At 60.3% G+C, this 19,698-nt stretch carries 15 protein-coding genes; 4 read left to right on the forward strand and 11 right to left on the reverse strand.

Translation table 11 applies throughout. From position 1 onward, the window contains the following. Positions 1-52: 52 nt before the first annotated feature. From AC07UB_RS09055 to AC07UB_RS09090, 8 genes are read right to left on the reverse strand one after another with little or no spacing between them, the layout of a single operon-like run. The gene (locus tag AC07UB_RS09055) at positions 53-364 is read right to left on the reverse strand and encodes an NAD(P)-binding protein (RefSeq protein WP_492792305.1); all 312 of its coding nucleotides are present in this window, start codon (positions 362-364) and stop codon (positions 53-55) included. After that, on the reverse strand, positions 361-3,876 hold the full coding sequence (locus AC07UB_RS09060) for an indolepyruvate ferredoxin oxidoreductase family protein (RefSeq protein WP_494651309.1): 3,516 nt from the start codon (positions 3,874-3,876) through the stop codon (positions 361-363). The genes AC07UB_RS09055 and AC07UB_RS09060 overlap by 4 nt, the downstream gene beginning before the upstream one ends. Further along, the gene (locus AC07UB_RS09065; RefSeq protein ID WP_492792303.1) at positions 3,869-4,777 is read right to left on the reverse strand and encodes an alpha/beta fold hydrolase; all 909 of its coding nucleotides are present in this window, start codon (positions 4,775-4,777) and stop codon (positions 3,869-3,871) included. Before AC07UB_RS09065 ends, AC07UB_RS09060 begins: the two co-directional genes overlap by 8 nt. Next, on the reverse strand, positions 4,767-6,191 hold the full coding sequence (locus tag AC07UB_RS09070; RefSeq protein ID WP_492792302.1) for an amidase: 1,425 nt from the start codon (positions 6,189-6,191) through the stop codon (positions 4,767-4,769). The genes AC07UB_RS09065 and AC07UB_RS09070 overlap by 11 nt, the downstream gene beginning before the upstream one ends. Next, positions 6,181-6,924 carry an ABC transporter ATP-binding protein gene (locus tag AC07UB_RS09075; RefSeq protein WP_492792301.1) on the reverse strand — a complete coding sequence of 248 codons (744 nt, stop codon included), beginning with the start codon at positions 6,922-6,924 and terminating at the stop codon, positions 6,181-6,183. Before AC07UB_RS09075 ends, AC07UB_RS09070 begins: the two co-directional genes overlap by 11 nt. A gap of 2 nt (positions 6,925-6,926) precedes the next feature. Continuing rightward, the gene (locus AC07UB_RS09080; protein WP_492792300.1) at positions 6,927-8,714 is read right to left on the reverse strand and encodes a branched-chain amino acid ABC transporter ATP-binding protein/permease; all 1,788 of its coding nucleotides are present in this window, start codon (positions 8,712-8,714) and stop codon (positions 6,927-6,929) included. Positions 8,715-8,716: 2 nt separating this feature from the next. After that, positions 8,717-9,739, reverse strand: coding sequence for a branched-chain amino acid ABC transporter permease (locus AC07UB_RS09085; RefSeq protein WP_492792299.1), 1,023 nt, complete (start codon positions 9,737-9,739; stop codon positions 8,717-8,719). 5 nt (positions 9,740-9,744) lie between these two features. After that, positions 9,745-10,959 carry an ABC transporter substrate-binding protein gene (locus AC07UB_RS09090; protein ID WP_492792298.1) on the reverse strand — a complete coding sequence of 405 codons (1,215 nt, stop codon included), beginning with the start codon at positions 10,957-10,959 and terminating at the stop codon, positions 9,745-9,747. 172 nt (positions 10,960-11,131) lie between these two features. On the opposite strand from AC07UB_RS09090, the gene AC07UB_RS09095 reads away from it, so the two are divergent. Next, on the forward strand, positions 11,132-11,662 hold the full coding sequence (locus AC07UB_RS09095) for a flavin reductase family protein (RefSeq protein ID WP_492792297.1): 531 nt from the start codon (positions 11,132-11,134) through the stop codon (positions 11,660-11,662). 7 nt (positions 11,663-11,669) lie between these two features. On the opposite strand, the gene AC07UB_RS09100 is transcribed toward AC07UB_RS09095, so the two are convergent. Then, complete coding sequence (locus AC07UB_RS09100) at positions 11,670-12,338, reverse strand: Crp/Fnr family transcriptional regulator (RefSeq protein WP_492792296.1); 669 nt, start codon at positions 12,336-12,338, stop codon at positions 11,670-11,672. Positions 12,339-12,458: 120 nt separating this feature from the next. On the opposite strand from AC07UB_RS09100, the gene AC07UB_RS09105 reads away from it, so the two are divergent. The 3 genes from AC07UB_RS09105 to AC07UB_RS09115 all read left to right on the forward strand — a co-directional run bounded on the left by AC07UB_RS09105 (position 12,459) and on the right by AC07UB_RS09115 (position 15,424). Next, a complete protein-coding gene (locus AC07UB_RS09105) occupies positions 12,459-13,682 on the forward strand; it encodes an acyl-CoA dehydrogenase family protein (RefSeq protein ID WP_492792295.1) in 1,224 nt (407 codons plus the stop codon). 35 nt (positions 13,683-13,717) lie between these two features. Further along, on the forward strand, positions 13,718-14,131 hold the full coding sequence (locus AC07UB_RS09110; protein WP_492792294.1) for a RidA family protein: 414 nt from the start codon (positions 13,718-13,720) through the stop codon (positions 14,129-14,131). Positions 14,132-14,392: 261 nt separating this feature from the next. Beyond that, on the forward strand, positions 14,393-15,424 hold the full coding sequence (locus AC07UB_RS09115; RefSeq protein WP_492792293.1) for a glycoside hydrolase family 88 protein: 1,032 nt from the start codon (positions 14,393-14,395) through the stop codon (positions 15,422-15,424). Between the two features lie 77 nt (positions 15,425-15,501). On the opposite strand, the gene AC07UB_RS09120 is transcribed toward AC07UB_RS09115, so the two are convergent. Together AC07UB_RS09120 and AC07UB_RS09125 are read right to left on the reverse strand one after the other, a co-directional pair. Continuing rightward, positions 15,502-16,167 (reverse strand): TetR/AcrR family transcriptional regulator, encoded by a 666-nt coding sequence (locus AC07UB_RS09120; protein ID WP_492792292.1) that lies wholly within the window; start codon positions 16,165-16,167, stop codon positions 15,502-15,504. Between the two features lie 38 nt (positions 16,168-16,205). Then, entirely contained in the window at positions 16,206-19,697 is a 3,492-nt protein-coding gene (locus tag AC07UB_RS09125; RefSeq protein ID WP_492792291.1) for an indolepyruvate ferredoxin oxidoreductase family protein, read from the reverse strand. Between the last annotated feature and the right edge of the window lies 1 nt (position 19,698).

The raw sequence follows: 19,698 nt of genomic DNA on the forward strand, positions 1-19,698 counted from the left end.
CATCCTTCTTGTTGATGGTAGCGAACGAGCGATATGTCTGCTCGAAATCGTTTCACCATTGCAGCATACCACCGTCCCGATGCAACACTGAAACATAGAGATCGTTATCGATGTATTCCACGCCATGCCGATGAAGCTCCAAGTCGGAGAACCAGGGCATGTTAGGTAGACCGCGATGAAAATATGAATGCAGATTATGAAGAAATCCGGGATGCTTCGCATCCTCGACGGCCGAAAGCCCACCACCAATCACCGGCGATGCGTCCAGTGAAATGACTTTGAAACCCGCTCGAGCAAGATACGCTTGAGTGATCAAGCCATTGTGGCCGGCTCCAATAACGATCCCATCGCATGTGTCATTCATCGACTATTGCCCCGTGTCGTGGCTGCCAAGATCCGGTTACGCTGCGCTCGCTGGACCGTCGCCTGCCCCAATTGCGCCCGCAGGATGTTAACCCGAGGCTGAAGGCGCGCTACAGCCTCGTCCTTTACGGGACCGAAACCTCTTATGTCGTCCGGATAGGAGACAAGCGCGACTGCGGCTTTATGGTTCGCTTTACATAGGCAAGAAAGAACCTCATCGATTAACCGAACGTATTGATCGCGAAGCCGCCGCTCAATCTGACGTTCACGCGTCCAGCCGAACGGATCCAGCACGGTGCCTCGTAGCACCTTTCCTCGCGCGAGCAGGCGCAAGATCGGCAACAAGCGGCGCGCCGAAAATGCTCTCTTACGCGGGCGACCCGTCGCCGGATCGCGGCCGAAGAGCAGCGGGGGCGCCAAATGCAACTTCAACGCGCCGCCATCGAACGTTCTCTGAACGCCGTTCCAAAAAGAAGCGTCTGTCAACAACCTGGCAACCTCATACTCGTCCTTGTAGGCCATCAGTTTGAAAAGGTTTCGCGCAACCGCCTCGGTCAACTTGGTCGAACCGGCAGAGATTTTTTCTTCCGCCGTGCGCACGCGACCAACAAGATCCTCGAAAGACGCTGCATAGGCCGGCCCCTGATAGGCGCGAAGCGTTTTGGTACGAAGGTCGATACGTGCTTGCAGAGAACCGACCGGTTCAGGTGCGGAGGTGGCGACATGCTCGGGGGATCGCAACATTTCCTTGGCGACATCCTCATTGGACACGCTGAGCCGGCCAAGACGAAACGCCTGCAGCGTTGACTCAACAGCCGACCCATTCAGCCGGATCGCGCGTTCGATCGCCTCCGCGGACACCGGCAGAACGCCGGTCTGAAAAGCCGCTCCGATAAGGATCATGTTGGCCGCAATCGGATCGCCGAAGGCGCGCTGGGCCAACTCATGCGCGGAAACGTGCGTCAGCGGATGACCTGCTCGCGCCTCAAGGCGGCGAACGAGGCTTTCGGCGCCCAGGTCGATATTCGCGTTTTCATGGAATTTCTGCGTCGCGGGAACATAGCCATCGGCAATGATTGCGGTGCGGGCGCTCACCGTCTTTAATGCCTCGAGCTGCGTCGCGGCAACCAGATCCGACGCGATCAGCAAATCGGCATCCTCAAGGCCGAGCCGCAGCGGCGCAATGTCTTGAGGCGTCTCAGACACCCGAAGATGGCTGTAGACCGCTCCGCCTTTTTGAGCGAGCCCCGTCATGTCGTAGATGCCGACGCCGCGCCCTTCGAGATGCGCGGCCATGCCCAGAATCGCCGACGCCGTCACCACACCAGTCCCTCCGATTCCGGCCATCAATATGCCCACGGGTAAACTGCCCGGCGTCCTTCCAGGAGGCATCGGCAACCGCGCGACCGCTTCGTCAAAATTGGCTCGCTCGGGTTTCCGGAGATGCGCTCCTTCGAGCGAGACAAAAGACGGGCAAAAACCGTCCAGGCAGGACATGTCGCTATTGCAGCTTGCCTGATCGATGCGCCGCTTGCGGCCAAATTCGGTTTCAAGCGGCTGCACCGACATGCAGTTCGACGCGCGCGAGCAATCGCCACAGCCTTCGCAAACGGCGGGATTGATCACGACGTGCTTAGCAGCGGTCGGAACTTGTCCCCGCTTGCGACGCTTGCGCTTCTCGGTCGCACAGATCTGCACGTATACGATGACCGTCGTGCCTGGAATTTCGCGAAGTTCCTTCTGCACATTCTCCATTTGAGTGCGGTCAACGACCGGGATATCCCGCGGCAACGACTCCTGCGATCGCACCGCCTCCGGATCTTCAGCCACAACAACGACGCGCTTCGCACCCTCGAGCAACACCTGACGAACCATGTCGCCGATCGACAATCCGCTCTCGATCGTTTGGCCACCCGTCATCGCCACGATGTCATTGGCAAGGATCTTGAACGTTACGTTGGCGTTCGAACTTGCCGAAGCGCGGATCGCCAGTGAGCCGGAATGGGAAAACGTACCGTCACCCAGGTTGACGAAGACGTGCTTCATATCGGTGAAATGCGAGAGGCCGATCCAGTTCACCCCCTCCGCGCCCATATGCGTGCAAGGCAACGGGTTGCGATCCATGAACTGAACGAGGCCGTGGCAGCCGATTCCGGCCACACCGAAGGAGCCTTCCGGCAGCTTGGTCGAGCGGTTGTGCGGGCAGCCCGAACAAAACACCGGCCGGCGGGCGAGCGGCCCCACTTCGATCCGGTTCCACAAAGCAATGCGTGCGGCTATTCCACCCAGCGCGGTGGCTATCCGAGACTTGTTTTCGTCGGCTTCCAGAACAGCAACTATGCGACGTCCGAGTGCGGACGCGACGACGGCCGCATCCAGCGGTTCGTCGAGCGGCAGCAGAGCTTCGCCGTCGGGGGTGTGCTTGCCTGAAATCCGTGGCCGGCGCTCCAGATGATACAGCAAGGTGGCCGCTTGAAGCTCCATGTGCGGCCGCTTCTCTTCCACGAACAGCAGTTCCTTGGCGTCGGCCGCAAAGCCGGTCAGCGGTTGAGGATCGAGCGGATAAATCAGCCCCACCTTCAGAACGCCGATTCCCAATTTGCGCGCTCCAGCATCGTCGATGCCAAGCAGACGCAAAGCATCGATGACATCTTGAAAGGCTTTGCCCGCCGTGACGATACCGAGACTCGATGGCCGCTCCGCGCCAAACGCTATCCTGTCTATGGCATTGCGGCGGGAGAACTCATGAACGCGCGGCAGCTTGTTTCGGACCATGCGCTGGTCTTGCGCCGCGACCGCCAGCATTTCCACACGAATGCTGACGTCGTTGCGCGGCGAAGCATCGCCGGCGAGAATCGGACGGACCGCGGCGAGAGAGAAATCGACGGTCTGGGTGCAATCCGCCGTCTCGTTGACAAGCTTCAGCCCAACGAGCAGTCCGCATTCGCGCGACATCGCGAAGCCGGCAAGACCAAACTTGAAAATATCCTGCACATCCGACGGGTACAGGATCGGCACTTCGTGGGCGGCCAGCGCGAGGTCGCTCTGGTGGGCGAGTGACGACGATTTACCTGCGTGATCGTCGCCAAAAGCAAGCAGTACGCCACCGTTGGGATGTGTGCCGGACATATTGGCATGTTTGATAGCGTCGCCCGAACGATCAACGCCAGGACCTTTGCCGTACCACATTGCAAATACGCCATCGAAGCGCCGTCCCGGAACGAAGTCGAGTTGCTGGCTTCCCCAAACGGCAGTCATGGCAAGGTCTTCGTTGAGGCCCGGCTCAAAAACGATGTCCGCCGCTTTCAACCGATCGGTGATCTTCAAAAGCTCATTGTCCACCGTTCCAAGCGGCGAGCCACGGTAACCGGAGATATATCCGGCGGTTCGCAATCCACGACTGCGATCGATCTCCCTTTGCAGCAAAGGTACTCTTGCCAATGCCTGCTTTCCGGTGATCAAGATCGTGCCGTCCAGCAACTCGAATTTGTCTGACAAAGAAACTTCACGCATCGTCGGAAAACTCCGCAAACTGTTGTTCATTCTGCGGGATTGCCGCCACATCGACGCCGGACGCTGGTGGGACCGCCGGCGCCATGGCGAGATGTTCGATCGCGCGCGCCCGAAAATTTTGATCGGTGAGAGCCGTCGCGTGACCCGGCCCGGGTACACTGATGGCCATTCCGTCCGGGAAAAGAGCCGCTACGCCGTTGGGAGAACCGGCCAGTTTGTCGTGGTCGCCCACGATCACAAGGGTGGGCGCGGTGACGGTAGACAAGCGTCGGGTTTCAAAGGTTGTTGTTTGGCCGCGAAGACAGGACGCCAGCACCCCGAGATCGTTGAAAGAGCGGGAGGCAGCATGTTCCCGGAAACGGATGGCGTAGGCTGGCAGCATGGGAGCGGCTCCATCCGCCGCATTCGGATCAGAATGATCGAGGGCGTCGGCGAATTCTGGCGCCAGCCCGACCGTCGTCACGATCCGCTCGCCCATTCCTCCCAAAACCAATCTATCGATCCGGCCGGGGCACGCGAGCGCCAGGGTCATCGCAACATGCGCGCCCATCGAATAGCCGACCAGACCAACCGGCGCATCGGCCCAGCATGCCCGACAGAGCGCGATGAGATCGGCTGAAAACGCCTCGAGCCGATAGCTGGCCGGTTCACGCAACTTCACGCTGCGCCCGTGCCCTCTCATATCCGGGGCGACGACGTCATATCCGACCGCGGCCAATGCGTTGAACCAGCCCGTCGCGACCCAATCCGAACACGCATCGGAAGCAAAGCCGTGCAGCAGAAGAACAGGCCGGCCTTTGCCTGCGCGCACATAGGACAGATGAATCGGCTCTCCTGCGGCCATCCCCGGAATTTCCAGCGTCAAACGCACGGGTTGTTCGATCACTTCGTCAGACGGCATGAGAACCCGCCGGATGGTTTGCGGTACTGCGATCGTTGACGGACCCGCGTGAATGATGGCGACGTTGTGCGGCTAGTTTCTCGATCATCGCAGCGGCGGCGATTGCGGTCTCATCGCGTCCGGGCGCGGCCCCGATCTGCAACCCGATCGGGAAAGCATGTGGATCCGATCGCCACCACGGCACGGAAAGTGCCGGGCCATGCGTGAGATTGAAGAAGGGCGTGAACGGACACCAAGCGAGCCAATCGCTATCCGATATGGAGGATGCAGCATCGACGCGTGGCGGAAGACACGGCATGGTCGGGGTCAGAAGAATATCGACGTCGTTGATCAACAACATCGCCGCCCTGCTTGCGATTTCCTCGCGACGTCGCAGCAGTTGAAGTAACTGCTCGGTACCGAGACCCCGCAACGGTTCCAGGAAATCCAGCAGGGCGGGATCGAGCTCGCTCTGTCTATCTTGAGGGACTTGTGACACCGCGTAGGCACAGCCCAGGCGATAGAGCGAACCGACGATGTCCCGCGCTTCATCCAGCGGAACCTTGACTGCTGTGATCTTCCATTCCGAAGAAAGTGCGGCAAGCGCCTCGTCCCATGCCCGCCTCAAGTCCGGATCCAGGTGGTGAACCACATCATCGGGAATACCGATACGGAGCCTTGGCCCACTGACATATCTTTCGCGCGAAGTCCTATTGAGTGACGTCCAATCGGATGCGGCAGCGCCGCTCATCACCGAAGCCGCGAGCGCGGCATCTGCCACAGTCCGGGTAATGGGCCCGATGTGCGGAAGCTGCGAGAATGCCGCCGGATAAGGATCAAGCGGAATTTCTCCAAAAGTTGGCTTGTATCCGACCGTACCGCAAAATGCCGCCGGAATGCGAACGGATCCGGCAGCGTCGGTGCCTATTCCGATGATTCCCAGTCCCGATGCGATTGCCGCCGCAGCGCCCCCGCTACTTCCACCGGCGCAAAGAGCGAGATCGAGTGGATTCCGCGTGACCCCGCCAAACGGACTGTCGGTGAGACCTTTCCAGGCGAATTCGGGCGTGGTGGTCTTGCCGAGAAAAACGGCGCCGGCCGCGCGAAGGCGCGAAATAGAGACGGCGTCGGCGGACACAGGGTTCTCGGATGTGGTGCGAGAACCGCGCCGTGTCGGCCACCCCGCAACATTGAGCGTATCCTTGATCGTGACAGGTATGCCGTCCAATGGGCCGAGCGGTTCGCCTCGGCTGTATCGCGCCTCCGATGCGCGCGCCATGCTCATCGCAACAGCAATATCGACCAGAACGAAAGCGTTCACAGCCTGATCCAGATTCGCGATGGCTGTGAGTTGCGCTTGCGTCAATTCGACAGGCGAGATTTCGCCTCGCTTGTAGCGATCATGGAGCCGCGACGCTTCTCCCTCAATCGACATAGACTTGGTCCCGCGCTGCCGCATAGTCCGCTGCACCGCCGAGATAGGCTTGGCTCAATCGCGGATCCGCGGAGAGCGACGCGCTCGTGCCTTCCAGAACAATCCGGCCGACTTCGAGAACGTAGCCCCGATCCGCGACGGACAAGGCGAGCCGTGCATTCTGCTCGACCAAAATGATCGTAAGACCCTCGGTCTTGAGTTGGCCGATAACCTGGAGAATCTCATGAACGATGAGCGGGGCAAGCCCGATGGACGGTTCGTCCAGCATCAACAGGCGGGGCTCAGCCATCAGCGCCCGGCCGATAGCAAGCATCTGCTGCTCGCCGCCGGACAATGTCGCCGCTTTTTGCCGACGGCGCTCCGCGAGGATCGGAAAAAGCGCGTAGATTCTGTCCAGCGCATTCGCTAGCGCACCGGTTCGATAACCGCCAAGCCGCAAATTGACTTCGACCGCAAGACTTCCGAACAGCTCCCGCCGTTCTGGAACCAAGACGACACCACGACCGACAAGCTGCTCCGGGCGGAGGCCGGTCAGCTCCTCGCCGTCGAGTGTAATGTGTCCGGCACGAGGAGGTGCAAGACCCATGATGCCGTTGAGCAACGTTGTCTTTCCAGCTCCATTGGCGCCAAGGACCGTGACAAGCTCGCCAGACTTGACGTTCAGGTCGAGAGCTTCAATGACCGTCGCACGGCCATAGCCAACATTTAATCCGCTGACACGCAGGTCCGGCATGATCACGCCCCCAAATAAGCTGCGATCACCCGCTGGTCCCGACGCGCCTCGTCGGGAAGGCCGGTCATCAGTCCCTGCCCGCGATCCAGAACGACCACTCGATCAACACAGTTCATAACGAGATCCATGTCATGCTCGACGAGAAGCACGGACATGCCTGCGCGTCTGAGGCGATGCAGCAGCGTGACGAGCTTCACCTTTTCGCCAGTGCGCAATCCGGCGGCGGGCTCATCCAGAAGCAGCAGTCTCGGCCGACTGACGAGTGCGCGAGCGACCTCCAGAAGTCTGGCTTGCCCCATTGCCAGCCGTGATGCCGGCTCGTGTGCGAGCGCGTCGAGTTCGACGATTTCGAGGGCACGCCAGGCTTTCGCAAAGGTCGCTGCTTCCTCACTCCGATCGAGGCCGAACATGCCGGAAACCATCCCCGAACGACCCTGCGCATAGGCGCCGAAGGCTACGTTCTCAAGGACAGTCCGCTCCGGCACGACCCTTACATGCTGGAACGTGCGGGACACGCCGCGATCAACCAACTCGGACACACGCGCCGACGGCGGCTCTCCCATGAGAAGAACAGCCCCATGGGATGGCCGGAGAAGACCGGTTGCGATGTTGAACGTCGTGGACTTGCCGGCGCCATTCGGTCCGATGAGGCCGACGATTTCGTCGGCGCCGACGGTGAACGAAACATTCTGAAGAGCCTGCAGGCCGCCAAACTTCTTGCCTATCGCCGCTACCGACAAAAGATCTTCGCCAGTTGCACCACGCCTCGACGGCGTCAGCTCGATACTACGCGCGGGACGAGAAACGGTGAATTTTGGCCAGAAGCGCTGCAGTGCCGACCAGAGACCTCCGGGCCATTTGAGCAAAACGCCGATCAGGACGAGACCGAATACGATCATCTCCACATGCCCGGACAATCCCAGCATGCGGGCCACGGTATTCTGAAGCACGGTCTCGAGCGCCGTGATCGCGGCAGCACCGAGCAGCGCGCCGAATGGATGCCCCATACCACCGAAGATACACGCGATCAGCAGATTGACGCTCGCGGTCAACCCGAAAGGTGCAGGACTGAGAAACTTGAAATAGAAGGCATAGAGGCCTCCGGAAAGTCCCGCCAGCGTCGCGGCAACGACGAATACGACCAGTCGCAACCTCGTACCATCCACGCCGAAAACTTCCGCCATCTCGGGATTGGTCTTCAGTGCCGCGATGGCCCGCCCGGTACGCGTGTGGAGCAATCGTGACAGGCCGCCGCTCACGACGGCCACGATCAGCCAGACGAAGATTGCGAATGTACGATCATCCGTCATCGCGAGCGGTCCGATCGCGAGGAACGGAATTTGTCCAAAGCCCGATGCGCCGCCCGTGATCCCGCCGGAAGCCACAATCGCAGCGCTGGTTGCGATTCCAATCGCCAACGTCGCAAGCGGCAGAAAATGTCCCTTGAGCCGAAGCGTGACCGCACCGATGATCAACCCGCAGACGGTCGATGCTGCGACGCCTGCGAGCAGGGCAAGGATGGTCGCCACGCCGAAGTCCCGCGCCAGGATAGCGGTCACATACGCGCCGATGGCCATGAACGCGGCCTGCCCCAGGGAGACCTGCCCTGAAATCAGCAGGAGTGTAAGACCGGTCGCCGCAAGAGCGGTCAATCCGACAGTGACGAGCAACGTGACGTTATACTGGGGCGCGAATATCGAGATCGCGCAAGCGATCGCAAAAACAGAAGTTGCGACTGACACTGAAGCCGTCGCAGGCGAACGCCAGAAGGACCTGACTTCGGAAGCCATGCTCAATGCTCCGCATCGGGCGGGCGAACCGCGTTGCGCCAGAGCAGAATCGGGATCACCATGAGAAATACAATCACATCCCGGAACGCACTTATCTGAAACGCCGAGAACGATTCCGTAAGGCCTACCAGCAAGACCCCAAGCAGGGCGGTTGGATACTCCACGATGCCGCCGAGCGCCGCAGCGACAAAGCCTTTCAGTCCGATCGGAAAGCCCATGTCGTAATTGGCCGTTACAAGCGGTGCCAGCAGCAATCCGGACAGCGCGCTGAAGCCCGCACCAATGCCAAAGCTGAGCTGCCCCGCCGTGCGAACCGGAATGCCGCAAAGCTGCGCGCCAGTCCGGTTTACGGCTGTCGCCTGGAGCGCCTGACCGACCAACGTTCGTTCGGAAAAAAGATAAAGCCCAATCATCGCCGCGACTGCGAGGCCACAGATCCAGAGACTTTGGTAAGTGACGTAAATTGGGCCAAGGGCAAGCCCTCCATCGACGACGGGCGGAACGGATCGAGGCTCGGCGCCCCAGATCATCACGGCCGTGCCGTGCAGAACCATATAGACTCCGACGCTGACGATGAGCAGCACGATCGGAGATGCGCCCGGCACCGGCTCAACCGTCAGCCGATAGATGAGCGTCCCCAAGGAAGCGGTCGCGACCAGAGATGCCAGGGCCGCGAGCCAATAGGATTCCGCAAATGTCTTTGCGGCGAAACCCGTGGCGAGCACGCCCGCGATCCAGACCGCGCGCGTGAGCATCATGTGTAGTTTAGCGCCGGTTTTGATATGCCTGTCAGCAATGTCCCTCACGGCGAACAGCGCGAGACCCCCGGCAACCAGCGCGCTCAACACGTTGAACGAGCCTGCAAGCGCGCTCGCAAAGGAGAGCGCACCCAGCGTGACGTATTCGCCCTGTGCGATGTTCACCACGCGCGTCACCGTGTAGACCACGATGAGGCTAAGCGCGACGAGCCCGTAGACAGCGCCGTTGGTGACGCCGTCCGCCAACAGAAAAAGCAGCGTGTCCAACTACGTCACTCCTCAACAAGGACGAAACGGCCACCTTGGATCTTCGACAAGAAGGTCGATCGCTTGTCCAACCCGAGATGGTCGGTCGGACTGAGGTTGAAGATGCCATTCACACCCGGCCACTCCTTGGTGCGTTCCATCGCATCCTTGATCGCAATGCGCGTTGCTCCAAGATCTTCCTCCTTCACGCTTTCTTTCCCCATCGTGCGATAGGCATTCACCGCGAGCATCATTGCATCCCATGACTGTCCGGCGAACAGGTCGACCTTCCCCTTGCCATAGGCAGCGTCATATAAGGTCGCGAATTCCGACAGAACGGGGCGAAGAGGATTCTCCTTCGAGATCTGGTCGTAGACATTGAGCGCGCCGACGCCGACAATCGCTCCTTCGACGCTTGCCTTGCCGATATCGACGAAGCTTCGGATCGATGACCCTGCGCCATGATAGATCGGCCCGGTATAACCGACGCGCTTGAGCGCCTCATGTGCAAGGTCGGCCGACGGCGGAATCGCGTGGACGTAGACGGCGTCAAGCGACGTCTGCCGCAGACGCAACGCCTGCGGCGTGAAGTTGGTGTCTTGCCGCGCGAACCGCTCGGTAGCCACAAGTTCGATTCCGGCGTCCTTCGCGACAATCTGAAGTTCCTTCAACCCGTTTTCACCATATGAATCTTCGAGACCGAAGAATCCGATCTTCTTGATTCCCTGCCGCGTCATGTAGTTGAGCGTTCGCTGCAGCATCAGCTTGTCGGACGTCGGCGTCTTGAAGGTGAAGGACCGCGCACTCGCCGGCTCAACGATCGCGGCCGACGAGGCCATGGAGATCATGGTGACCTTCGCGGCATTCACTGTATCTATGATTGCCAGCGAGCCGGGAGTCGTCGTGCAACAAACCACGACATGCGCACGATCCTCCTCGATCGCCTTGCGCGTCAGGCTGACGGACTTGGTTGGGTCGGAGCCATCGTCGTAGGAGACGACCTTGATGCGGAACGGCAGATCCGTGCGCGCGGACCACGTCTTGTCAAAAAGCTCCACGGCGTTGCGTTCAGGCGCTCCGAGCGTCGAGGCAGCGCCGGTCACCGAGATAATCGCTGCGATGCGTAGCTCCGGCTTTTCCTGTGCCGTAACCGTACCTGACAAACCGAGCGCGATGGCGCTGCCGGCGAGCAGTAATGACATACCCGATACGATGGACGCGCGTTCCTTGGTCATGGTCATGAAATCCCCCTTACGGCTGCATTGACGCCGCAAGGTGTCATTGGCCGGCACGGCCGCGCTGTATCTGTGGATACATCTGTCGCTGCTCACAGTGTACTCCTGGATACAGCCGACACTGCGCCGCAGACGGTAGTGCTCTTCTGATACGGGATTGATTTAGGGAGCCGCAAACATGACGAGCGATACGGCACAGCAATTTCGAACTCTGTTTCGGAGGCTGACGACCGGGGTCACGTTGATAGCGGTGGCTGGCGAGCAAAGCCCCATCGGAATGACGGTCAATTCGCTGACGCCAGTCAGTCTGGAGCCGCCAATGCTGTTGTTTTGCGCAGCGATGACCAGCGCCACGGCAAAACGAATCTGCACGGTCGGTCGATTTTCCGTCAATATTCTGTCAGGCAGCCAGCAAGATGTGTCTACCCATCACGCAGGGCGACCAGTCGCTGACCCCACCTGGCATTGGCAGGAGAAAGACGGCGTACCGTGGCTGAAGGCCGCGAACGCGACGTTCCTTTGCCGGCTCGAGACTGAGCATTCGGGCGGTGACCATCGCATTTTGGTCGGCAAGATTGAATGCATGTTTGGGCCGGTTACGGCCGCTACACCTTTGCTTTATCACGGCGGCAAGTATGCGCGGCTGGCCTATGAGGAGGCAACTGACTTCAACGCGCAACGAATCGAAGACTTCTGGTGGACCGGATAGGCACCATTCAGTTTTTGTCAGCTTTGATTTTTCTAGCGAGGATGGTGTAGCCGTCCTCACCGAACAACATCCCTTTATCACGCAGCCTTCCGAGCGTCCGGGTGACTGTGACGCGCGATGTTCCGGTCATCGATGCAATCTGCTCATGGGTCAGGTAAGTAAGGATCTTGCGACCGCGTTCGTGATCAACAGCGAACATTTCGCTCAGACGATGCAGAAGCTCAAGAATACGTTCTTCCGGATCGTTCGAGACCAGATGTTCAAGCCGCAGCGCTAGAATGCGCTGCTTCTGGCTCGTCAATCTGAGCATAGCCAGGGCGAGTTCGGGGTCCGCCCGGATCAGCGGCTCGAAGTGCGCGGCATCAAACTCGAGAGCTTGGGTGTCCTCGACAGCAGCTGCGGTCGAAAATCTGGGCAAACCGTCAAAGGCGGCCCCCTCTCCGCACAGCGCATTGGGACCCATGTTTTCGAGCACCACTTCGGTACCGTCGCGCCGAAAGATCGAGACTTGCACAAGTCCCGACTTCACGAAGTAAAAACAAGAGGTGATCTCGCCTTGCCGGTAAAGCTGTTCTCCTTCGGAAAAACTCCGTAGCCGAACCTTTCCCTCAAAGGACAGAAGTTTGGCGGCGAGCGTGTCAGCCATCCGCCAGGTCGCAGCTGGCTTCTTCGTCATCACACGACCCTGCCGGCTCCTTCCTGTACCCAATCGTCGAATCGTATCCAGCGATACAGCGCCCGGCGCCCGTCAGCGGTATCGCAATCAGCAATGATAGCGCGAGAGGAGGCATTCGCAATGGGTTTGGCACATCGGACTGCTTCGGAGACAGACTCGGTCGAAAGGGAGGCCGAGACTGTACTTGCGAAAACGGCAGCTCTCATCCCATGGCTGACCGAGCAGGCAGCACGAGTCGAAGAGACGCGACGGATCCCCGACGACGTTGCAGAACGGCTGTTCGACACAGGGCTATTTCATCTGATGCGCCCGTTGCAGTTCGGCGGTCTTGGTCTGTCGCCTCGTTTCTCGTGGGAAGGAACATTTGACATCGCGCGGGGCTGTTCGTCCTGCGCCTGGCTCGCCGGCCTCAGCAGTGCCAACATCATGATGCTCGGAAAATTTTCAGCCGAAGCCCAAAGCGAGATCTTCGCAGCCAACGTCTCGCCCATCGTTCCGATGCTGACGGGTGGTGTGGGTCAAGACATTAACGTTGAAGCCGCTGAAGGCGGGGTCGTCCTGAGTGGACGATGGCGATATGCGTCCGGCGTGGATATCTCGACGTGGCTCGGGCTCTTGGTCAACTTGCCAGGATCGAACGGAGGCGAGGAGCCTCACATTGTCCTCGTTCCCCAATCAGAATTTGAGATCGACCACCAGAGCTGGCGCGTAATGGGTATGCGTGGCACTGGGAGCAAAAACATCGCTCTGGAAAAGGCTTTCGTTCCTGCTCACCGCTTCATGAGCTGGTCGGAACTGCAAGCCGGCCGGAAGCATCCGACCAACACGAATACCGAACCGTGCTTCGACTTTCCGCTCAACACGGCCTTTGCGATGTCGGTGCTGGCGCCGACGCTCGGCGTCGCTAGCGCTGGCAGCGAAGAGTGCATCAAGATCATTCGCAGCCGCATCAGCTCCGGTAATCAGCAAGTTCAAATCAATGATAAAATCGCACAAGTCGATGCCGGTAACAGCGCTGCGACCATGAGTTTCCTGCGTGAATTCCTGCTTTCTGAAACCGCGATGATCGAAAAGCGTATTCAAAAAGTCGGCGTCCTATCGCCGGAAGAACGCGGGCTCAATCGTGCGAAAATCGCGCTTGCCTCACGGCAGGCGCTCAGCTCAGCGCAACGACTCTTTGCTGCCATCGGCGGTTCAATCCTGCCCGAGGGTACGCGGATCGAGCGACTGTTCCGCGACGTTCATGCCATGAGCTCGCATTTTCTGCTCCAACCCGAACCGATTTCGGAAGCCTATGGCAGGCTTCTGCTCGGTCTCGAACTGGCGCCCGGCACCCGCCTTTGACAATCTCAAACTTCCAGAACTGTGAGAACTTTCTTATGACCAAGACAACATACCGCTGCACGAATCCGATCTTCGCCGCTGCTGGCGGAGGAACGATCTTCGACAAATTCGAGTACTCATCTGCGGTGAAGGCTGGTGGTCTTGTCTTCGTAGCGGGTCAGATCGGCCTCAATCCCGACGGATCGATGCCTGAACAACCGGCGGAACAGTTCGTCAACGCTTTCGAGCGGTTAAAGCTCGTTCTGGAAGACGCTGGCTGCCAAATGAGCGATCTTGTCGAACTCGTCTCCTATCACGTCGGATTGAGCACCCATCTGGCGGAGTTTATGAAGGTCAAAAGCCAATACGTGCCCGCGCCTTTTCCCACATGGACCATACTGGACATCGCGGGACTTGCCCGACCGGGCCTTATCATCGAAATCAAGGCCGTTGCTGCAGCTCGATCCTGACGACCTTGCGTGAACGGCCGGACAACGGCCTTCTACGACTTCGTCGCTGACCGCACCCACGACGGCAAAGTGTTCCGAATGCTGTGCATCATCGACGAGTTCAGCCGATGACAAAAGTCACACCCTGAACGGGAGCGCCTGGCCCCCAGCATCTTGACTAAAGATTACATACCGACTAGTCGGATTGTAATGGAATGATGAGCACTAATGCCTTGCGGTACCCAGATCGAAATCCGCCATTAAAGAGCGAAAGGAAACGCCATGACACTCAATCCCAAAGAGCTCGTTGCCAGGGTGATCGACTACACCCTCAAGAATCCCTACGAGCGGGACTACTGGGAAAAAGCCCCGGCCCTGACCGGCATCCTCGCATGGGAATTCGACGACTCCATCGCCGCGATCCAGATTTGGATGGATCGCGCGGTGGAAACCCAGACCACTGAGGGATGCCTGAACTACAGCGAGCGCCTCGATCTGCCCGCGGGTCATGTTGCCACATTCACCCCGACCGCCAGCCTGTCCGCGAGCCTCGGCTATCCGCTGCTCGACTTCTACGAGCGCACCAAGGACAAGCGGTACATGGAAGCGGCGCAGTTGCAGGCCAAGGCCCTGCTCGCCGCGCCCCGCACCAGCGAAGGCGGCATCTGCGCCCGCACCGAGGCGCCGGAGCTCTGGGTCGATTTCCTCTACATGATGTGTCCATTCCTGATCCGGCTCGGCAAGCTCACCGGCGACCAAGCCTATATCGACGAGGCATTTCGCCAGTACGAGACCCACATCAAGTATCTGGTCGACCCGCATGTCCACCTGTCGCGGCATGCCTGGTGCGAGCGGCCCAACCATTTCCCGCAATCCACACTGTGGGCGCGCGGCAACGGCTGGCTGATCGCCTGCTCCGTCGACATGCTGGCTCTCGCGCCTGACCACGCGAAATCCGCCCTCGTCGCGGAAACCTGCCGCAAGGCCCTGACGGCGATGCGTCCGTTCCAGGATCGTTCGGGCTACTTCCACCATATCCTGGATGATCGCTATTCAAAGCTCGAGGCATCCGCAGCGCTGATGTACGCCTACGCCGCGCGGACGGCCGTCCGGCAAAAGATCGTCGGTGACGATTTCATTGAAGGCGCGGTGCGGGCCTGGCGCGTGGTGGCGGGATCCGTGCAGGAAAACGGCGCGGTGCCGGGCGTCGCCGTCCCGCCGGGCGGCCCGGGCGTGCCATTCGGCACTACGCTGTTCGGTCAGGGCTTCTTCCTGCTCGCGGCGCACGCGCTTCGCGGCGAACTGAACATCTGACATATCCTTGGCTCCGCTGTGATCAGCGGAGCCAGACCACTCCAAAGCAAAAAATGATGTGTCTCTCGGGTCGACGATCAGACCACAGCGAGTGCCGCTAGGAAGGACGTGCGCAGCGCCTGGATGAGCTCGACGCCTTTCTGCGGCTTGCGGCCGCCGCGATACCACTCCAGCATCATGCCGTCATGCGCAGCGACATAGAACGCGCCAAGCTGTTTTGAGGACAGCGAGCTGGAGAAAACGCCGCTCGCCTTGCCTTCGTCGACAATTTCCGCGATCGCATTCGACATCTCGGCGTAGATCTGGTCGATCTTGAGTTTCGTTTCGTTTTTCGTGTCCTTGAACTCGACAGACATCAGGATCATCAGAAGCAGGTTGGTTGGCCGTTCGATCGCCCACTTCGCTTGGGTATGAAAAAAATTAACGAGCTTTTCCTGAGGACCGCTCCCTTCCGGAATACCGCAGGGATAGTCGTTTTTGACACGCTCAACGATTTCATCGAGCAGCTCGGCTTTGCTCTGGAAATAATAGTAGACCGCACCCTTGGTCAGGCGGCCGCGCTTTGCGATCTCATCGATCGTGGTGGCGCGATAGCCCTTCTTCACAAAGAGTTCGAGCGCGGCCTCGCAGATGCGATCAACCGGCGCCTCCTCCGAATGGCGGGAGCGCGGCGCGTTTGCCAGCGTCGCCAGGCGCAGCGATCCGGACCCAGCTTCCCTGCCGGCAGCCGGCTCTGGCTTCATGAACAACGGTCGTTTCTTGCGCTGACTGGGTGTATCTTTCACTCGGCAGCCACCTTGAGGCGGGAGGGATTCTCAAACGTCGTAAGCAGATCGGCCTCTAACGCACGCGCGGACGTCACACTTCGTTCCTTGACGTGGCCAAAGCCTCTGATCGTCTGCGGAATCTTCGCCAGCTCGACGGCAATAACATGGTTCTCCGGCGTGAGCCGGGCAAGAATCCGATCAAGAAGGCCCTCGAAGTGCGTGAGCAGATCCCGCTCCATCCTTCGCTCGGCGGTATAGCCGAAGATATCGAGAGGACCGCCGCGCAAACCCTTCAGGCGCGCCAGCAGCCCGAACGCCCGGAAAACCCATGGACCGAACGACCGCTTCTTCAGATGCCCGGTCACGGCGTCGCGCTTGGCAAGCAGCGGCGGCGCCAGATGAAACTCCAGCTTGTAGTCGCCCTCGAACTGACGCTCGAGATCCGCGATAAACGACCCGTCGGTATAAAGGCGGGCAACCTCGTACTCGTCCTTGATCGCCATCAGCTTGAACAAGCTCAGCGCCGCTGCCTCCCCGAGATCGGTGCGACTGGGCGCGCAGCGTGACTCGGCCTCCCGTACGCGCGTGATCAAATCGCTATAGCGCGCAGCATAGGCCGCATCCTGATAGCGGGCGAGGAAATCAGCACGGTACTTCACCCGCTCCGCCAATGATTGGGGCAGTTCCTGCGGCACGGCGCTGGGGCGAACCGCCGCCGTAACCTGATCCGGATCATGCGCCGCGAGCCGTCCCCACGCGAAGGTGCGCTTGTTGGCATCGACCGCCGCGCCGTTGATCTCGATCGCTTTCTCCAGTGCCGCAAGCCCGACCGGCAACAGGCCCTTCTGGAACGCGAAGCCGAGCATGAACAAATTAGTCGCGATCGAATCTCCCATCAGAGCGGTGGCGATGCCCGAACCATCGATCAGGCTGAGGCGCTGATCGCCGACAGCCTTACGAAGGGTGCTGAAAATTCTCTGCCCTTCGAAATCGACATCGCCATCCATGACGAACGCAGCCGTCGGCACCAGCGCCGTGTTAACCACCGCGCGGGACACGCCGTTTTCCAGACGCGACAACGCCTGCGCGCCTGCCGCCACCACCATATCGCAGCCGATCAGAAGGTTTGCGCCACCTACCGGGATTCGCGTCACCGACAGATCTTCCGGCGCCGGCGCGATCCGCAGATGGCTCATCACCGCGCCGTTCTTCTGTGCGAGACCGGTGAAATCGAGCGCGGTGCAGCCCTTGCCTTCGAGATGCGCCGCCATTCCGAGAATGGCGCCGAGCGTGATTACCCCGGTGCCGCCGATGCCGGTGACCAGCACGTTATACGGCTCGTTGAGCGCGACCGGCGACGGCTCGGGAATGGCCGCGAACGGATTCTGCGCCGCCGCGGTTGCAGGTTTGCGCGCCTTGCGCGGCTCGGCGCCGTGGACCGTGACAAAACTCGGACAGAAGCCGTTGACGCAGGAGAAATCCTTGTTGCAGTTCGACTGGTCGATGGTCCGCTTCCGGCCGAGTTCGGTCTCGAGCGGCCGCACCGAAACGCAGTTCGATTTCGTCGAACAATCGCCGCACCCCTCGCAGACCAGATTGTTGATGAAAACCCGCTTCGACGGATCGGGGTACTGGCCGCGCTTGCGGCGCCGACGTTTTTCCGCCGCGCAGGTCTGGTCGTAGATCAAAACCGTCAGGCCGGGAACGTCGCGCAACTCTCGCTGCACCGCATCCAACTCCTGGCGATCGTGAATGGTGCTGCCTGCCGGCAGCCCGGTGACGCCGGCATATTTGCCTGGCTCGTCCGATACGATCGCAACCCGGACCGCGCCCTCGGCCGCAACCTGGTTTGCGATCTGAGGCACCGTGAAGCTGCCCTCGGCCGACTGGCCGCCGGTCATGGCCACCGCATCATTATAGAGAATCTTGTAGGTGATGTTCACTTTAGCCACGGCCGCGGCGCGGATCGCCAGCAATCCACTATGAGTGTAGGTGCCATCGCCGAGATTCTGGAACACATGCTTCTCGCGCGTGAACGGCGCCTGCCCGATCCAGTTGGCGCCCTCCGCTCCCATGTGGGTGACGGTCTCGGTGTTTCGTGTCGGCATCCACATCGCCATGCTGTGGCAGCCGATGCCGGCCATGGCGCGGCTGCCTTCGGGCAGAACCGTCGATGTGTTGTGCGGACAGCCGGAGCAGAAGAACGGCGCGCGCTGCGACTTGATCTGCTGCGTCGCGGCGACCTGTTCGAAGCTCTCGAGCCGTGCGACGCGCTGGGAAAGAGCCTGACTGGATGCACCGATCCTGTCGAGACGCGAGACAATCGCGCGTGCGACCATGCTCGGCGACAATTCGCCCTGGCTGGGCAGCAAGGGAGCGCCGTTCTCGGCGCGCTTGCCGACCACCGACGGACGGCGCGAGGCATCCATGTTGTAGAGCGCGTGCACGAACTGCTGTTCGATGAATCCGTGCTTCTCCTCCACGACGAGAACATCCGTGAGGCCGTCCGCAAACCGGCGCGCGCCTTCGACCTCGAGCGGCCAGGTCAGGCCGACCTTGTATATGCGTAGACCCAGTTCCTTGCACCGCTGGTCGTTAAGACCGAGATCGGCCAATGCCTGCCGGACGTCGAGGTAGGCCTTGCCGGTGGTCAGAATGCCCAGCCGGGGCGCGGCAGAATCCAGCACGACGCGATCGATCGGGTTGGCTCGCGCGAAAGCCGCGACCGCCAGCATTTTCGGCCCATGCAGCCGCGCCTCGGCCTCGAGAGGCGGGTCCGGCCAACGGATATGCACACCACCTTGCGGCGCATCGAAATCGATCGGCGAAACGAACTGCAGACGATCCGGATCGACGTCGATCGACGCCGAACTCTCCGCCGTTTCGGAAATCGCCTTGAAGCCGATCCAGCAACCCGAAAATCGCGACAGCGCGAATCCATACAAGCCGAAATCGAGATATTCCTGCACGGTCGATGGATTCAGGATAGGGATCATCGCAGCCTGAAACACCTGCTCGCTCTGGTGCGCCAGCGTCGAGGATTGGCAACCGTGATCGTCACCGGCAAGGGCCAGAACACCGCCGAACCGCGAGGTCCCCGCGGCATTGGCATGCTTGAGTGCGTCTACCGAACGATCGACGCCCGGCCCCTTGCCGTACCAGATGCCGAAAGCGCCCTGCACATCCGCACCCGGAAACAACCCGACCTGCTGACTGCCCCAGACAGCCGTTGCGGCGAGATCCTCATTCAGACCGGGCTCGAAACGAATGTTCTCGGCCAGCAGATGTGATTTTGCCCGCCACAATGCGCTGTCGTAGTTGCCAAGCGGCGAGCCACGGTAGCCGGAGATAAAACCGCCGGTGTTGAGTCCGGCCTTGCGATCCCTCGCCCGCTGCATCAGCGGCAGCCGAACCAGCGCCTGCACACCGGAGAGATAAATGCGGCCACGCTCCAGCGTGTATTTGTCGTCGAGCGTCACGTTGCGAAGAGTTGCTTCTTTCAACATC

It is taken from the genome of Afipia sp. GW821-FHT04G03 (assembly GCF_059419985.1).

Bases quoted from the DNA above. Each gene is read 5' to 3' on its own strand.
- AC07UB_RS09095 (WP_492792297.1), top strand. From the start codon at position 11,132: ATGACGAGCGATACGGCACAGCAATTTCGAACTCTGTTTCGGAGGCTG.
- AC07UB_RS09100 (WP_492792296.1), bottom strand. From the start codon at position 12,338: ATGACGAAGAAGCCAGCTGCGACCTGGCGGATGGCTGACACGCTCGCC.
- AC07UB_RS09110 (WP_492792294.1), top strand. From the start codon at position 13,718: ATGACCAAGACAACATACCGCTGCACGAATCCGATCTTCGCCGCTGCT.
- AC07UB_RS09115 (WP_492792293.1), top strand. From the start codon at position 14,393: ATGACACTCAATCCCAAAGAGCTCGTTGCCAGGGTGATCGACTACACC.
- AC07UB_RS09075 (WP_492792301.1), bottom strand. From the start codon at position 6,924: ATGCCGGACCTGCGTGTCAGCGGATTAAATGTTGGCTATGGCCGTGCG.
- AC07UB_RS09065 (WP_492792303.1), bottom strand. From the start codon at position 4,777: ATGCCGTCTGACGAAGTGATCGAACAACCCGTGCGTTTGACGCTGGAA.
- AC07UB_RS09105 (WP_492792295.1), top strand. From the start codon at position 12,459: ATGGGTTTGGCACATCGGACTGCTTCGGAGACAGACTCGGTCGAAAGG.
- AC07UB_RS09080 (WP_492792300.1), bottom strand. From the start codon at position 8,714: ATGGCTTCCGAAGTCAGGTCCTTCTGGCGTTCGCCTGCGACGGCTTCA.
- AC07UB_RS09090 (WP_492792298.1), bottom strand. From the start codon at position 10,959: ATGACCATGACCAAGGAACGCGCGTCCATCGTATCGGGTATGTCATTA.
- AC07UB_RS09125 (WP_492792291.1), bottom strand. From the start codon at position 19,697: ATGTTGAAAGAAGCAACTCTTCGCAACGTGACGCTCGACGACAAATAC.
- AC07UB_RS09070 (WP_492792302.1), bottom strand. From the start codon at position 6,191: ATGTCGATTGAGGGAGAAGCGTCGCGGCTCCATGATCGCTACAAGCGA.
- AC07UB_RS09055 (WP_492792305.1), bottom strand. From the start codon at position 364: ATGAATGACACATGCGATGGGATCGTTATTGGAGCCGGCCACAATGGC.
- AC07UB_RS09060 (WP_494651309.1), bottom strand. From the start codon at position 3,876: ATGCGTGAAGTTTCTTTGTCAGACAAATTCGAGTTGCTGGACGGCACG.
- AC07UB_RS09120 (WP_492792292.1), bottom strand. From the start codon at position 16,167: ATGAAGCCAGAGCCGGCTGCCGGCAGGGAAGCTGGGTCCGGATCGCTG.